The sequence below is a fragment of the Pseudomonas sp. NPDC078700 genome (assembly GCF_044542375.1).
In the GTDB taxonomy this organism is placed as follows: Bacteria; Pseudomonadota; Gammaproteobacteria; order Pseudomonadales; family Pseudomonadaceae; genus Aquipseudomonas.
This window is the reverse complement of record NZ_JBITUI010000003.1, coordinates 432,090-446,716: the sequence shown is the minus strand read 5'-3', so window position 1 is coordinate 446,716 and position 14,627 is coordinate 432,090. Positions and strand designations below refer to the sequence as shown.

Annotated in this window: 12 protein-coding genes and 2 tRNA genes; 8 read left to right on the top strand and 6 right to left on the bottom strand. The window is 55.0% G+C overall.

The window, feature by feature from the left end; all coding sequences use genetic code 11:
- The first annotated feature begins 121 nt into the window (after positions 1-121).
- The gene (locus tag ACIGCM_RS12420) at positions 122-529 is read left to right on the top strand and encodes a tetratricopeptide repeat protein (RefSeq protein ID WP_397502730.1); all 408 of its coding nucleotides are present in this window, start codon (positions 122-124) and stop codon (positions 527-529) included.
- A 400-nt stretch (positions 530-929) separates the two neighbouring features.
- Here ACIGCM_RS12420 and ACIGCM_RS12415 read toward each other — a convergent pair whose 3' ends face one another.
- The 3 genes from ACIGCM_RS12415 to ACIGCM_RS12405 form a co-directional block, all read right to left on the bottom strand.
- The gene (locus tag ACIGCM_RS12415; RefSeq protein ID WP_397502359.1) at positions 930-1,214 is read right to left on the bottom strand and encodes a hypothetical protein; all 285 of its coding nucleotides are present in this window, start codon (positions 1,212-1,214) and stop codon (positions 930-932) included.
- A gap of 213 nt (positions 1,215-1,427) precedes the next feature.
- Complete coding sequence (rmuC, locus tag ACIGCM_RS12410) at positions 1,428-2,780, bottom strand: DNA recombination protein RmuC (protein WP_397502729.1); 1,353 nt, start codon at positions 2,778-2,780, stop codon at positions 1,428-1,430.
- A 441-nt stretch (positions 2,781-3,221) separates the two neighbouring features.
- Complete coding sequence (locus ACIGCM_RS12405; protein WP_397502358.1) at positions 3,222-6,698, bottom strand: NahK/ErcS family hybrid sensor histidine kinase/response regulator; 3,477 nt, start codon at positions 6,696-6,698, stop codon at positions 3,222-3,224.
- Positions 6,699-6,992: 294 nt separating this feature from the next.
- Between ACIGCM_RS12405 and ACIGCM_RS12400 the strand changes: the two genes are divergently transcribed.
- The 5 genes from ACIGCM_RS12400 (at position 6,993) to ACIGCM_RS12380 (ending at position 11,638) form a co-directional block, all read left to right on the top strand.
- Positions 6,993-7,565: a GNAT family N-acetyltransferase gene (locus ACIGCM_RS12400; RefSeq protein ID WP_397502357.1), complete on the top strand. Its 573-nt coding sequence runs from the start codon at positions 6,993-6,995 to the stop codon at positions 7,563-7,565.
- Positions 7,566-7,569: 4 nt separating this feature from the next.
- Positions 7,570-8,412, top strand: coding sequence for an AraC family transcriptional regulator (locus tag ACIGCM_RS12395; protein ID WP_397502356.1), 843 nt, complete (start codon positions 7,570-7,572; stop codon positions 8,410-8,412).
- An 88-nt stretch (positions 8,413-8,500) separates the two neighbouring features.
- Positions 8,501-9,211 carry an AzlC family ABC transporter permease gene (locus ACIGCM_RS12390; protein ID WP_397502355.1) on the top strand — a complete coding sequence of 237 codons (711 nt, stop codon included), beginning with the start codon at positions 8,501-8,503 and terminating at the stop codon, positions 9,209-9,211.
- Positions 9,211-9,540, top strand: a complete 330-nt coding sequence (locus ACIGCM_RS12385) for an AzlD domain-containing protein (RefSeq protein ID WP_397502354.1) — start codon at positions 9,211-9,213, stop codon at positions 9,538-9,540. The genes ACIGCM_RS12390 and ACIGCM_RS12385 overlap by 1 nt, the downstream gene beginning before the upstream one ends.
- A gap of 223 nt (positions 9,541-9,763) precedes the next feature.
- Positions 9,764-11,638, top strand: coding sequence for an MFS transporter (locus tag ACIGCM_RS12380; protein WP_397502728.1), 1,875 nt, complete (start codon positions 9,764-9,766; stop codon positions 11,636-11,638).
- Between the two features lie 45 nt (positions 11,639-11,683).
- Here the strand turns inward: ACIGCM_RS12380 and sugE are convergent, their stop codons facing one another.
- The 3 genes from sugE to rdgC form a co-directional block, all read right to left on the bottom strand.
- Positions 11,684-11,998: a quaternary ammonium compound efflux SMR transporter SugE gene (gene sugE / locus ACIGCM_RS12375; RefSeq protein ID WP_397502353.1), complete on the bottom strand. Its 315-nt coding sequence runs from the start codon at positions 11,996-11,998 to the stop codon at positions 11,684-11,686.
- A 153-nt stretch (positions 11,999-12,151) separates the two neighbouring features.
- A complete protein-coding gene (locus ACIGCM_RS12370) occupies positions 12,152-13,099 on the bottom strand; it encodes a bile acid:sodium symporter family protein (RefSeq protein ID WP_397502352.1) in 948 nt (315 codons plus the stop codon).
- A 113-nt stretch (positions 13,100-13,212) separates the two neighbouring features.
- Positions 13,213-14,133 (bottom strand): recombination-associated protein RdgC, encoded by a 921-nt coding sequence (rdgC, locus tag ACIGCM_RS12365; RefSeq protein WP_397502351.1) that lies wholly within the window; start codon positions 14,131-14,133, stop codon positions 13,213-13,215.
- Positions 14,134-14,417: 284 nt separating this feature from the next.
- Between rdgC and ACIGCM_RS12360 the strand changes: the two genes are divergently transcribed.
- Together ACIGCM_RS12360 and ACIGCM_RS12355 are read left to right on the top strand one after the other, a co-directional pair.
- A tRNA-Val gene (locus ACIGCM_RS12360) sits at positions 14,418-14,493 on the top strand.
- Positions 14,494-14,514: 21 nt separating this feature from the next.
- Positions 14,515-14,591 (top strand) — tRNA-Asp (locus tag ACIGCM_RS12355).
- The last annotated feature ends 36 nt before the right edge of the window (positions 14,592-14,627 follow it).

Below are 14,627 nucleotides of genomic sequence, written 5' to 3'. Positions count from 1 at the left end.
CAGCTTCTGTGGATTGTCTGCCTAGGCGTTACATACGTTTGTCACATTAGTCTGTTTAGGGGTTTACCTCTGAAAAAAAAAGAGTAGAGTGGCGCGCCTTTCCAGCCTAACGCCGTTATTTATGCCTCGCGTATTGCCCCGTACCCAAGCAGCACCTGTCTCCATTAGTTCAAAGTTACCGATGCGCGTCGCGCTGTGGCTGCTCGACAGCCCGCGTTTGGGTCATGCACCTTCGGTTAAGCGCTTTGCGGGTCAACTGCTCAAGCAGCCTGCCCGTGAAGGAGTGGTCGCTGCGCAAAGCCGTTTGGGGCAAATGCTTTGCCGTGATTGTGGTAACACTCGCGACCGCCGTATGGGCCTTGAAATGCTGCGTCTGGCTGCGCGTGCCGGTGATAGCTGTGCTCAGCTGGAGTTGGGCCGTCATTATCTCAAGCCTCGCGTTAACGAGCCGCGTCAAGCCCATCAATGGCTTGAGCAGGCCGCCGCCCACGGTTCACAAGAAGCCAAAGCGTTGCTCAAAACCCTGTAGGGCCACACGCGGAGCTTGTCCGCTAAGACTGGCAAATCGGCGAAATAGCTGTGGTGTAAGTGACGGGCAGAAAAGCGCTGTCTTCCCAATGTTTAGGCTTTAAGCTGTCTGTAACTTGTGGCTATTTTTCTCGACGTATGAAGTACTCGCAAGATAAGCACGTTCTCGGCTTCAATCGCATACACCATCACGAATGGGAAGCGTGTTACCGTCAATCTGCGCTGCTTAGCTGAGCGCGCGATTTATACCCCGGCCTGCGGGTTTTCCTGCAGCAACGCAGCTAACACCTTGAACTTATCGTCCGTGGCGTTCGCTACTTGCAACCCTGCTTCCTTAAATAGGAAGCGGTAGTTGCTTTCTCGGTCTAACTGAGCCCGACTCTCCCAAAGTACATGATGCTTCACAACTTACCTTGCGCTGCCAGAACCTTAAGGTTATCCATGCGCTGGCTCATCTCTTCATTGCTGATAAAGACGCTGTTTCCGGCATCATAACGACTGAAGGCTTCGCAGATTTGCTGTTCTAGCCAATCATCCTGCGTATTGTCCTGATACTGGCGCTCTTGAGCTGCCAGTTCTTGCGCCCGCTGTCTCATTAACTCCGTCAGGCTAATTTTTTGTCGGGCGGCTGCCTGCGTCGCTAGTCGCTTGGTTTCTTCATCTATGCGGAAGTGGATTGTGGTCATAGTTGCTGGCCTTTCATGGTGTCGCTTGTGTTGTCATTATGGGCGTTTTCCGGGGTTTTTTCAGCCAGGTATTTATGCCAAGACCTCTCTTGTGATCTACCCGGTTTTGGCTTTCCTAGGGGGCCACACGCGGAGCTTGTCCATCAAGACTGGCAAATCGGCGAAATAGCTGTGGTCTAAGTGACGGGCAGAAAAGCGCTGTCTTCCCTATGTTTAGGCGTCATCCAAGGGCAGTTGCGCTGCTTGGTCGAGCAGGTCGGCTGGCAAGCTTTTGCTGGCGCGGGCACCCAGTAGCTTTAGATTCTCGACACGGCTAATAATATTGCCGCGGCCATCGCAGAGCTTGTTACGCGCCGAGGCATAAGCCTTGTCCAGTTGCTGCAGGCGTGCGCCTACTTCGTCGAGGTCTTGGATAAAGGCATAGAATTTGTCGTACAGCGCCCCGGCGCGCTCGGCGATTTCCCGAGCATTCTGGCCTTGGCGTTCTTGACGCCAGAGGCTGTCTGTCACCCGCAAAGTGGCCAGCAAGGTGGTTGGGCTGACGATCACGATATTCTGCTCAAATGCCTCCTGAAAAAGTCCAGGCTCGGCCTGCAATGCAGCGGCGAATGCAGCTTCTATCGGTACGAAAAGCAAAACAAAGTCCAGGCTGTGCAGGCCTTCAAGGCGCTGATAATCCTTAATCGACAAACCTTTGAGATGGCTGCGCAGCGACTGCACATGCTGCTTTAGCGCCTGCGTGCGGCTGGCGTCATCCTCCGCCGACACATAGTGCTGGTAGGCAGTCAGGCTGACTTTGGCATCCACCACAATTTGCTTGTCGCCGGGCAACTGGATCAATACGTCAGGTTGAAAACGTTCGCCCTCGGCGCTTCTCAGGCTGACTTGGGTTTGGTACTCGCGGCCTTTTTCCAAACCCGCGTGCTCAAGCACTCGTTCAAGAATTAACTCACCCCAGTTGCCTTGAGTCTTCTGGCCCTTTAAGGCACGGGTCAGGTTGGTGGCTTCATCGCCTAAACGTTGATTGAGCTGCTGCAGGCGTTCCAACTCTTTGCCGAGGGAAAAGCGCTCACGGGCCTCATGCTGATAGCTTTCTTCGACGCGCTTCTCGAATGCCTGAATCCGTTCTTTTAGCGGATCGAGCAACTGGCCTAGTCGCTGCTGGCTGGTTTCAGCAAAGCGCTGTTCACGGTCATCGAAAATCTTTCCCGCAAGCTCAGCAAATTGCGCACGCAATTCATCTCGCGAACCTTGTAAATCATTGAGACGCTGCTGATGGTGCTCTTGCTGATCTCGCAGCTCAGCGCCAAGGGCTGCGCGTTCTGAGCCTAGGCGACGCAATTCAGCTTCTTGCTGCTCACGCTGCTGCTGCCAGTCGCGGGCCGCTTCTCGGGCTATTTGTTGCTCATGCTGCAACAGTTCGGCCTCACGGCGCATAGCCGCGAGCTCGGCTTGCTGATCGGCTTTGATTTCAGCGATTTCAGAGATTTCTTCGCGGCAGGCATCGAGCTGGGCACTCAAGCCAGTTTGTGCCAGTTGCGCGCTGCTTAAGCGCTCCTGCAGCAAGCTGCATTCAAACCCCAGTGCAGCAGCCCGACGCTGCAGCACCAGCGCCAGTGCCAATAAAGGAATGCCGGCCCCGGCAAGGCCGATGAACACACTGGGTAAATCAATAGGCATATGCAACTCCGCATCAACATTACTGGAAGTATACCCAGTAGTTTGCCAATGCGTTAGGCAGCGAATGCCTTAATAAATGGATTTTCTTGAAGCTTGGCCGGGCAGCGCAGCGCGTTGTTGCCCCTGGCCAAACAAACCCTAGGGAAGACAGCGCGTCACTTGCAGCTCAGATAGTGTGTCGATTGGACGATATTGGTGGACAAGCTTAGCTTGTCGCAGCCTAACGAGAGCCAAACCACCTGCCAGCGCAAAATTCTGAGTTCGCGCAAGGATTGCCGACGTTTTGGTGGGTAAAAAAGCGCTACCCACCCGTTAACCATTTTAGGTTTAGCGTAAGGTCAGGTGTCGGCTGAGCAAGGCTCGTAGCGCTGCTGGTTTGACCGGTTTGGACAAGTAATCAAGCCCTGCCGCATGCACAGCAGCAATCAACTCAGGACGACCATCAGCACTGATCACCACGCCGGGCACCGGCTCGCCGAGCCGAGTGCGCAGCCATGCCATTAGCTCCGTACCGGTGTCGCCTTCATCCAAATGGAAGTCGATCAGCGCAAGTTGCGGACGAATATCTTCGCTCAGCAGGTGCTCGCACTCCAAGCGATTGCGCGCCGTCCAAACCTGACAGCCCCAGCGAGACAGTAAGCTGTGCATGCCGGTCAGGATGCTGTCTTCGTTGTCGATACACAGCACGTGGGAGCCTGGAAGCAGCGCATTATTTTGTTCAGCGCCAATAACGACAGGTTTGTGTAACGGGGCCCGTGCCAGAGGAACGGTGACACTGAATACACTGCCCTTACCAGGCCATGAGCGCACTTCCAGAGGGTGATTAAGTACGCGACACAGGCCGTCTGCAATCGCCAGGCCCAGGCCCAGGCCTTTTTCTGCGCGGGTCTGATGACTGTCGAGGCGTTTGAACTCTTCAAAAATTTCTTTGCGCTTATTCTCAGGAATGCCCGGGCCACGATCCCACACTTCAAGGCGCAAATGGCCGGGAGTATGGCGCACGCCCAGGATCACCCTGCCTTGGGCATAGCGGAAGGCGTTAGTCAGGAAGTTCTGCAGCACGCGGCGCAACAGGCGAATGTCACTGTCTACACGCTGGCGACTGCCGCGAAGACGAAAATCGATACCTTGTTCGGCAGCCAATACCTTGAACTCAGCGCCGAGGGTGTCGAACAGTGTACTGAGCGGGAAGGGGTTGCAGTCTGGGGTGATGCGTCCGCTTTCCAGGCGCGAGATATCCAATAGATCGGTGATTAGCTCCTCAGCAGAACGTAGCGAGGTGTCGAGATGACGCACCAACTCCTGCGCTTCATGGGGCAGGGCATCATCCTGATGGGACAGTGCGGCGGAGAATAGTCGAGCCGCATTCAAAGGTTGCATCAGGTCATGGCTGACTGCTGCCAGGAAGCGGGTTTTCGACTGATTGGCCGCTTCAGCATTACCCTTGGCATCGGTCAGTGCAACATTGAGTTGCGACAGCTCATGGGTGCGCTCGCTGACCCGCTGCTCGAGGCCTTCGTTGGCTTCTTTAAGGGCCTGCTCGGCTTGGCGGAACTCGGTAATGTCAGTGAAGCTCATGACAAACCCGCCACCCGGCATTGGGTTGCCGATCAGTTCGATCACCCGGCCATTGGGAAACATGCGCTCAGAGGTGTGGGGTGCACCTTTGCGCATCCAGTACAGGCGTTTGCTGACGTTGGCTTCAATGCCACCTTCACGAAAGAGCCCGCGCTCAGCGTTATAGCGGATGATATCTGCAATTGGGCGGCCTACTGAGATCAAATCCTCTGGGTATTCGAATAGCTCGATATAGCGGTGGTTCCACGCCACCAGCCGTAGTGACTGGTCGACCACACTGATGCCTTGCGTGATGTTTTCAATCGCGCCCTGCAACAAGGCTCGATTGAACTGCAGCACTTCAGAGGCTTCGTCGACGATGCGTACGACATCCTCAACCTGCATGTCACGGCCTTCAATTGCCGCTTTTACCACTGCCCGTGTCGAGGAGGCACCCAGCACGCCGGCCAGCAAGCGCTCAGTGTGAGCGATCCACTCGCTGTTGGCTTGGTGGTTGGGGTTGAACTCAAGCTCTTGGCGCACCGCAAAGCGCATAAAGCTCTGTTTCGCCCGTTCTTCGCCAACAAAACGACTGGCCAACAGCAGCAAGTCATTTACTTGCACCGCCAGGCTGTTGCGTGCGCCGAGCTTGCTGCCCAGGTCGTGGCCAATAAAACGCCCGGCTTGCCAATGTTCCGAGACGCGGGTTCGTGAGAAGTATGAGACCCAGGCAAACAGCAGCATATTGCCCGCCAACGACAACACCACGCCGCGGGTCAATGCATCCACTTCAAAACCAATGGGTGCATACAGCAGGGTGTGAAGACCGGGCATGCGGTCAATCGACCAACCCAGGCCGCCGACTATCAAGGGGATTATCAGGGTGTAGAACCAGATAATCGCACCAACAAGCAGCCCGGCAAACACGCCACGGCGATTAGCCTGTTTCCACACTAAAGCGCCGAACATAGCCGGTGCCAATTGACCAATAGCCGCGAATGACACTTGACCGATGGTGGCAAGGCTCGCGTTGGACCCCAGTAAGCGATAGCAGACATAGGCGAGCAACAGGATCAATACAATGCTGAGGCGACGCGCCGTAAGCATCCAGTGGCGGAATGCCTCGTATGGCCGTTCGGTGCTGTTGCGATGCAAAAGCCAAGGCAAGAGCATGTCATTTGAAATCATAGTCGAGAGTGCAACAGAGGCAACAATAACCATGCCGGTTGCCGCTGAGGCACCCCCAATGAACGCGAGCAAGGCGAGCGCTGGGTGAGCCTCTGCTAGCGGCAGGCTGATCACAAATGAATCGGAGGTCACACCATCAGTCAGAAGCATCTGCCCGGCCAGGGCTATTGGCACCACAAACATTGCCGCCAGCACCAGGTACGCCGGGAAAACCCAGCGCGCTAAGCGCAGGTCTTGGGGTTCGATATTCTCTACAACGGTGACGTGGAATTGGCGCGGCAGGCAGACTATTGCAATCATTGCCAGGCAGGTTTGCACAAGCATGGCGGGCCAGTTGACCGCTACTTGCCAGAAGTCAGTCAGCTCGGTGGAGTGTTTCGCTTGGCTGAATACATCGGCAAAACCATCGAAGAGGCCAAAAGTTACAAAGGCACCAACCGAGAGAAATGCCAGCAGCTTTACCAGGGATTCAAAGGCAATAGCCAAGACCATGCCACGGTGGTGCTCGGTGGCATCAAGGTTGCGCGTGCCGAATAAAATAGTGAACAGCGCCAATACCAGTGTGACAATCAGTGCAGTGTCTTGCGCCCGGGTGCCGGTGGAGTTGGGTACGGAACCGACCAACAGGTTTACTCCGAGCACGATGCCTTTGAGTTGCAAGGCAATATAGGGCAGCACACCAACCAGGCAGATTAACGCCACCGCGATGGCAAGGCCTTGCGATTTGCCGTAGCGCGCAGCGATAAAGTCAGCAATTGAGGTGATGTTCTCTTGTTTGCTGATCAGCACCATTTTCTGCAGCACCCAGGGCGCGAACAGCAGCAGGAGAATAGGGCCGATATAAATAGGCAAGAACGACCACAGTTGCTCGGCAGACTGGCCCACCGCGCCGAAGAATGTCCAGCTTGTGCAGTAAACTGTCAGTGATAAGCTGTAGACCCAAGCGCGAACTTTGGACGGCAAGGGTTTGCGACGTCTGTCGCCATAAAATGCGATCGCAAACAAGACCGCCATATAAGTAAGGGCAACAGCAGCGATCAGCCCGCCAGACAGCGACATGCAGACTCCAACAGCAAACTAAGTAGGTTTAACTCGGTCTCATTTCTAGCAACCGATGTTTATAATATTTTTGGCGTTTCAGAAAAAACAGCTGGCCACCTCAACACAACTTTTCAGGTTGCTTGGGTGTGGCGCTTCAAACGTACCGACAGTGTCGCAGTAAAGTCTGCAAACGTCAGTTGCGACCTTGGTCGCAGAGCGCGTGCAAGGCAATAAATCAACGTTCGGACTTTGTGTAGTGCCAGCCAGCCTGTTAGCGTGATCTGTTGCTTGAAACGCATGTAGAGGAGCCTTATGTTCAAGCCGCAATTAGTAACCCTGCAGCGGGGCGCCTTGCGCATCGAGCCAATGGTTGACGCGGATATTCCGGCGTTGGTCGAGTTAGCAGAAGCTAACCGGCATGAGTTGGTCTACGTCGATGGTGCCCAGCGCCTTGACTGGTACCGTCAGGGGCTATCGGAACAGCGCGAAGGCAGGGCGCTGCCCTTTGTAATCCGCCTCGGTGATCAATTGGTCGGCACCACGCGCTTTGCAGATTTTCTGCCTAAGCTGCCCGCCACCGAAATTGGTTGGACTTGGCTCGATCACGCCCAGCACGGTACCGGACTCAACAGCATGATCAAGTACCTGATGCTGCGCCATGCGTTTGAAAACTGGCGAATGGTGCGTGTGCAGTTAAAAACCGCGGCGAGTAATTTGCGCTCGCAGGCCGCGATAGAAAAACTTGGCGCTGAGCGGGAGGGCTTGCTGCATAATCATCGCCGCCTGGCTGATGGGCGCCTTGATGACACCGTGCTATACAGCATCACTGATCAGCAGTGGCCAGCAATCAAACAGCAATTGGAGGCGCGGTTTAGCGCGTTGTGAAGCAATGAGTCAGGTGGGTGAGCAAACACGGTTCTGGCAGGCTAACGGTTTGGCCGATGTCGAACTGCTGCATGCGCGCTATGTGCAGCAGCGCTTTGCTCCCCATGTTCACGAGGGCTTTGTTTTCACCGTGATTCAAAACGGTGCTCAACAATTCAGGCATCGTGGCAGCGACCATTTAGCGCCGCAAGGCAGCATGGTGTTGATCAATCCTGATGAGGTTCATACAGGCTCCAAGGCCCATGATGATGGTTGGCGATATCGCGCATTTTATCCGGACAACCGCCAAGTGCTCGGCGTATTGCAAGAGCTTGATCTCGCCGGGTCCGGGCTGCCCAGCTTTGCGCTTAGCGTACTCCACGACCCACAACTGCACGCCGCATTTACTAGCTTGCACCTGTTGCTGGAGGGTGGCGCTGACGCCTTGCAGCAGCAAATCGTCTGGCGTGAAGCGATCTTGCTGTTGTTCCAGCGCTACGCCAAGGTGGCGGAGCCGCGTGCACCGGGCCGTGAAACCCGGGCGGTGGAGCAAGCCAAGGAGCTGCTCAGCAGCCAGTTAGCCGCCCCACCTTCACTTGAGGCTTTGGCGGCAGCGGTGAATCTTTCGCCATTTCATTTTGCTCGAGTATTTCGCCGGGCGACGGGCTTACCGCCCCATGCTTGGTTGAAGCAGCGGCGTCTAAGTCAGGCTCGGGCTTTGCTCAAGCAGGGGTGTATGCCGCTGCAAGTGGCCATGCAGCTTGGCTTTGCTGATCAAAGCCACTTGAGTCGTCAGTTCAAGCAGGTCTTTGGTGTTGCGCCCGGCGCGTATCGAGCGGCAAGTTTGGGGTTGGCAAGTCTGCAGTAGGCCTGTTGGCAAAACTCTGTAGGTGAGCAATATCGTTCAAGCTGCACGTCTGCGCCTGCGTTAGGCTTGCGGGTCAAGGAGAAGTGTTATGACCCGCGTGCAGGAATTTTCTCAAGGTGTCCGCGACATGCTGCCAATGCTGTTGGGGGCCATGCCGTTCGGCATTATCTATGGCAGCCTGGCTGTAACTGCAGGGCTCAGCCCATGGCAAACCGTGGCGATGTCGGTTTTTGTCTTTGCTGGTTCTGCGCAGTTTATTGCGATCAGTTTGCTCGGGGGGGGCGTCGGCATTACCGTCATACTGCTGACCACTTTTGTGGTCAACCTGCGCCATGCACTCTACAGCGCCAGCTTGCAGCCGTTTGTGCGTCACTTGCCTACTCGCTGGCGCATGAGTTTGGCCTTTTGGCTGACAGATGAAGCCTTTGCTGTAGTGCAACACCGCTATGCCTTGGGTGATGAGTCGGTCAATAAGCATTGGTATTTTCTCGGCGCATCACTGGCGATGTACAGCAATTGGCTGCTGTGCACGGTGATTGGTTTGGTGTTTGGTCAGTCGGTGCCGAACCTGGCCGAGTGGGGGTTGGATTTCGCCATGCTCGCGACATTTATCGGCATCGTGGTGCCAATGTTGCGTAATCGGCCACAGGTTGCAGCGGCGTTGGTAGCTGCGGCGGTTGCTTTAGCCTGCCATGACCTGCCTTACAAGTTGGGGCTAATGGCTGCGGCCTTCAGTGGAATTATTGTCGGTGTGGTATTGGAACGACGCACTGAGTTGCCAGAGCAGGAGCTTGCCTGATGGATAATTGGTTGCTGATTTTCGGCATGACGGTCATTACCTTCAGCATTCGTTACAGCTTGTTTGCCTTGCCAAACTTGAGCTTTCCACCCTTGGTGCGCCAAGGCCTGCACTACGTGCCAACCGCTGTACTGACTGCGATCGTCGTGCCTGGCATGCTGCTACCTGACGGGCAGCATTGGCAGCTGTCACTGGACAACGTCTACCTCATCGCGGGTTTGATCACCATTGCTATCGCGGCCTTTACTCGGCATCTGCTGGCCACAATCGGTGGTGGGTTATTGGTGTTTTTCCTGCTGCGTTGGGCAATGGGACAGTTGCCGATTTAACATTTTATACAATGAAAGCGCGCCACTCCCGCTTGTACTGGGCGCTGAGGTTTTTCAGCCACCATTGCGCTCGTTAACATTCGGGATCTTCCACCCCCTTTGGGTGGGGGTGAGGTTTACTGTGCTTTTTCACTAATTATCTGCAAATAATTCCTTTGGATGTGGCTTTCGGCGGATGGGATGCAGTCAAATGCATAACGAATCCGCCACAGGTACATGGACGATGACCCAACAATCGCAGTTTGCGTTACTCGGCACCAAGCGGTTTTTGCCGTTTTTTTTGACTCAGTTGCTCGGCGCTTTTAACGACAATATTTTCAAACAGTCGTTGATTCTGGCCATTCTCTTCAAGCTCACGGTGACTGCAGACCGCGATTTATTGGTCAACCTGTGCGCGCTGTTGTTTATCCTGCCGTTTTTTCTATTCTCCGCGCTGGGTGGGCAGTTCGGTGAGAAGTTCGATAAAGACTGGCTGATCCGCAAGATCAAGTTCGCTGAAATCATCATCATGCTCGCGGGTGCGGCAGGGGTGATACTGGGTAGCTTGCCGCTAATGCTGTTGGTGTTGTTTGCGATGGGCACCCAGTCAGCGCTTTTTGGCCCGGTTAAATATTCAATCCTGCCGCAGCATTTGCAGGAGCGTGAGCTCATTGGCGGCAACGCATTGGTTGAAATGGGCACATTTCTGGCCATTCTGGCGGGGACCATTGGTGCTGGCGTGATCATGGCCAGCAGCAACTATGCCAGCATCGTCGCGGGATCTGTGGTGACTGTCGCTGTGCTGGGCTATCTAACCAGCTGCAAAATTCCCGCTGGGCCTGCCGCCTTGCCCGAGCTGAAGATGGATTGGAATATCTTCCGCCAGTCCTGGGCAACAATGAAAATCGGTCTGGGCCAGACCCCAGCCGTGTCACGCTCATTGGTGGGGAATTCGTGGTTCTGGTTTCTCGGTGCGGTGTACCTGACGCAAATTCCGGCTTACGCGAAAAACTGGCTGTACGGCGATGAGAGCGTTGTGACCCTGATTCTCACGGTCTTTTCGCTGGGTATTGGCCTGGGTTCGATGCTGTGCGAGAAAATGTCCGGTGAGAAGGTCGAGATTGGTTTAGTCCCGTTTGGTTCTATTGGCCTGACGGTCTTTGGTATTTTGCTCTGGTGGGTTTCAGGTGGTTTTCCACAAGGCGCGCAACCCTATGACTGGCTCGGTGTGCTGAGCCACGCCCAGGCCTGGGCAATTATGGGCTCAATCATGGGGATAGGCCTGTTTGGTGGCTTCTATATCGTGCCGCTCTATGCATTGATTCAGTCGCGCAGTGTTGAGCGTGAACGGGCGCGTGTGATTGCCGCGAACAATATTCTTAATGCCTTGTTTATGGTGGTCTCGGCAATCGTTTCGATTGCGTTTTTGACACTGGCCAAGTTGTCGATCCCGCAACTGTTTTTGGTCATCTCGCTGATGAACATTGCCGTCAACAGCTACATCTTCAAGATTGTTCCAGAATTCAGCATGCGCTTTATGATTTGGCTGCTTAGCCATTCGATGTACCGCGTTGAGCACAAGCACTTAAATGCGATTCCCGATGAAGGTGCAGCGCTGTTGGTCTGTAACCATGTTTCTTTTGTCGATGCCTTGCTGGTCGGCGGCGCGATTCGGCGGCCAGTGCGCTTTGTCATGTACTACAAAATCTACAATCTACCTGTACTGAACTTTATCTTTCGTACAGCGGGCACCGTGCCGATTGCCGGGCGTCATGAAGACCTGCTGATCTACGATGCGGCATTCAAGAAGATTGCCCAATACCTGCGCAATGGTGAGGTGGTGTGTATCTTCCCCGAAGGCAAGTTGACCACTGATGGCGAGATAAATGAGTTTAAGGGTGGGGTTGAGCGCATTCTTGAAGAGACCCCTGTGCCGGTGATTCCGATGGCGCTGCAAGGCCTGTGGGGGAGCTTCTTTAGCCGTGACCCGGGAAAGGTGTTTTTAAAGCGTCTGTGGTCGCGTATCACTTTGGTTGCCGGACAGCCTATTGCTGCTGAAGAGGCTAGCCGTGGGTATCTGCAAGAGCAGGTTGAGCTGCTGCGTAGCGATATTCGTTGAGCATGACCAACAGCCCGCCAGCGCAGGATGGCGGGCTGTTGGATTTTAGTTGCTGAGCTTCAAGCCGAGTAAGCCGCAAACGATCAAGGCCACACTGATCACGCGCATGGGCGCCATGGATTCGCCAAACAAAATAATGCCCGCAATCACAGTGCCGATGGCGCCAATCCCCGTCCAGATCGCGTAAGCGGTGCCGAGCGGCAGGTCTTTCATGGCCATGCCAAGCAGCATCAGGCTTATCGCCATGGCGGCGATGGTCAGTGCGGTAGGTAGGGGGCGGGTAAAGCCGTCGGTGTACTTTAAGCCGACAGCCCAGCCAACTTCGAACAAGCCGGCGAAAAACAGAATAATCCAAGACATACAAACCTCCAGACGATAAGCAAACGTCGCTGGGGTCGTCCCCGAACAAAGGGTGTGTGGTTTGAGGTCGTCCTCAATATTTGCCTAGTCTACCCTAGTTTTACGCTGGAAGAGCGGCGCGGTGAAGCGCCGCAATATCCAAATGTTTCTGTCTTACTTCTCTTGCTCTGGCGCTTCATCTTTCATGCGTCGATAAATGCTTGCGACCAGAGGGCCGGAAAGGTTGTGCCAAACGCTGAACAGGGCGCTAGGCACTGCTGCCAGTGGTGAGAAGTGGGCGCTGGCAAGGGCAGCGCCGAGCCCTGAGTTTTGCATGCCGACTTCAATGGACATGGTTTTGCGCTGCGCCAATGGCATGCCCATCATTCGTCCGGCAAGGTAGCCAAGCGCCAAGCCGATGCCATTATGCAGGATCACCACTGCCATGATCAGCAGGCCCGATTCAGCGATCTTGGCCTGGCTTGCAGCAACAACGGCAGCGACAATCGCTACGATGCTGACCACTGAAATGAGCGGCAGTACATCAACTGCCAGCTTGACGCGTTCACCCAGCAGGCGCTGGACGATAATGCCGAGGATGATTGGCAACAGGACCATTTTCAGGATCGAGATAAACATCGCCATAAAGGATACCGGCAGCCAAGCTGAGGCAAGCAGCCATATCAGTGCAGGGGTCACCAGCGGAGCGAGGAGGGTGGTCACTGCGGTGATCGCCACTGACAACGCGACATCGCCACGGGCGAACCAGGTCATGACATTTGACGCGGTGCCGCCTGGGCAGCAGCCGACCAGAATCACCCCGACGGCAATCTCGGCTGGCAGGTTGAGCAGTTTGCACAGTAGCCACGCCAGGCACGGCATGATCACAAACTGCGCGATAACGCCGGCAAAAACACGGATTGGGCGACGGGCAACTTCACGAAAATCTTCGGTTTTCAGGGTCAGGCCCATGCCGAACATAATCAAACCCAGCAGCGGTACGATCCAGGCTGTGAGCGGTAAAAATACGCTTGGCAACATAAAGGCCAAGACTGCAAATAACAGCACCCACAAGGCGAAAGTGTTACCGACAAAACGGCTCAGGCTAATTAATGCACGCATGTTGTTGATCCAACGGAAGGTTAGGACTGAGGCAGAGGCATGCGCCACTCTTATTTATAGGGTGGAGCAAACGTTGGGATGCGTCAGTCAGGCGCATCCCAACATTCAACGGGTTAGAGCCCTTGGGGCGTATCTTCACCGCCCAAGGCTTCAAACAAGGCCGGTAAGAACTCGACGAAGGTCAGCATCATCAAGGTGAAGCTGGCATCAAGTTGGCCGAGGTTGTCATCGCCGCCGTCCTGTTCCGCTTGCTCTTGCAGCAGGTCTTCAAAACGCAGGCGTTTAACCGTCAGCTTGTCATCGAGTACGAACGACAGTTTCTCCTGCCACGCCAGGGACAGCTGAGTCACTTGCTTGCCAGATTCCATATGCAGCTGAATTTCATCGCTGGTCAGGTCTTGGCGTTTGACGCGCACCACGCCGCCATCTTCATGGGTGTCGCGCAGTTCGCACTCGTCGAGTACGTAAAAATCGTCGGCACTTTTCTGGGTTTTGACCCAGTCGGTCATGGTCGCGGTTGGGGCGATTTTGACGGTCAGAGGACGCACAGGCAGTGAGCCAATGGCCTCTCGTAGGGTTGAAAGCAGATCTTCAGCACGCTTAGGGCTGGATGCATCAACCAGAATCAGGCCCTGCGCAGGGGCGATAGCGGCGAAGGTTGCGGACTTGCGGATGAACGCGCGGGGCAAGAAAGCCTGGACGATTTCATCTTTGATTTGATCGCGCTCTTTTTTATAGACCTTGCGCATTTGCTCAGCTTCGATCTCATCGACCTTGTCTTTTACAGCGTCACGTACAACGCTGCCCGGCAGAATGCGTTCTTCTTTGCGCGCAGCTATCAGCAGAAATCCTTGGCTGCTGTGAACCAGGGGGGCGTCCTCGCCTTTGCCAAACGGTGCGACAAAACCGTAAGTGGTCAGTTCCTGGCTTGCACATGGGCGCGCCGGCTTGGCGGCAAGTGCGGCTTCTAGCGCATCTGCATCAAACGGCACATCTTGGGTGAGGCGGTAAACCAGCAGGTTACGAAACCACATAGCAGGGTGACTCTCCATTAACGCAAAGCCGCCATTATTCCCGCGTAAGCGTCTCAGGCCAACCCTGAGTTGAGCATTTGCCTTAAAAGCGGGTAAACGGCAGCGGTGCAAGGTTCAATAGTGTGAAGGTGCGTCGCTTGGGCAACGTTTTAACTCAGGAGTGCCTGCTAGAGTAGTTTTTCAGGATTTATCTAAGCCTTTGGCAACTAAATAAAAATTATTTTTAAAAGGGGCTTGCCAAGGTGCGATTGGCTCTCTAGAATGCGCCCCACTTCGAGAGTGAAGGGTGATTAGCTCAGCTGGGAGAGCATCTGCCTTACAAGCAGAGGGTCGGCGGTTCGATCCCGTCATCACCCACCAACTCGCTTTTTGAAGTTACGCGCAGCGGTAGTTCAGTTGGTTAGAATACCGGCCTGTCACGCCGGGGGTCGCGGGTTCGAGTCCCGTCCGCTGCGCCATTTTTCCCCCTCGCTTCAAACGCAACATCCCCTCCT

Coding starts and splice junctions, on each gene's coding strand:
- ACIGCM_RS12405 (WP_397502358.1), bottom strand. CDS start 6,698: ATGTCGCTGTCTGGCGGGCTGATCGCTGCTGTTGCCCTTACTTATATG.
- ACIGCM_RS12420 (WP_397502730.1), top strand. CDS start 122: ATGCCTCGCGTATTGCCCCGTACCCAAGCAGCACCTGTCTCCATTAGT.
- ACIGCM_RS12385 (WP_397502354.1), top strand. CDS start 9,211: ATGGATAATTGGTTGCTGATTTTCGGCATGACGGTCATTACCTTCAGC.
- ACIGCM_RS12370 (WP_397502352.1), bottom strand. CDS start 13,099: ATGCGTGCATTAATTAGCCTGAGCCGTTTTGTCGGTAACACTTTCGCC.
- ACIGCM_RS12390 (WP_397502355.1), top strand. CDS start 8,501: ATGACCCGCGTGCAGGAATTTTCTCAAGGTGTCCGCGACATGCTGCCA.
- ACIGCM_RS12380 (WP_397502728.1), top strand. CDS start 9,764: ATGACCCAACAATCGCAGTTTGCGTTACTCGGCACCAAGCGGTTTTTG.
- rdgC (WP_397502351.1), bottom strand. CDS start 14,133: ATGTGGTTTCGTAACCTGCTGGTTTACCGCCTCACCCAAGATGTGCCG.
- ACIGCM_RS12400 (WP_397502357.1), top strand. CDS start 6,993: ATGTTCAAGCCGCAATTAGTAACCCTGCAGCGGGGCGCCTTGCGCATC.
- ACIGCM_RS12415 (WP_397502359.1), bottom strand. CDS start 1,214: ATGACCACAATCCACTTCCGCATAGATGAAGAAACCAAGCGACTAGCG.
- sugE (WP_397502353.1), bottom strand. CDS start 11,998: ATGTCTTGGATTATTCTGTTTTTCGCCGGCTTGTTCGAAGTTGGCTGG.
- ACIGCM_RS12395 (WP_397502356.1), top strand. CDS start 7,570: ATGAGTCAGGTGGGTGAGCAAACACGGTTCTGGCAGGCTAACGGTTTG.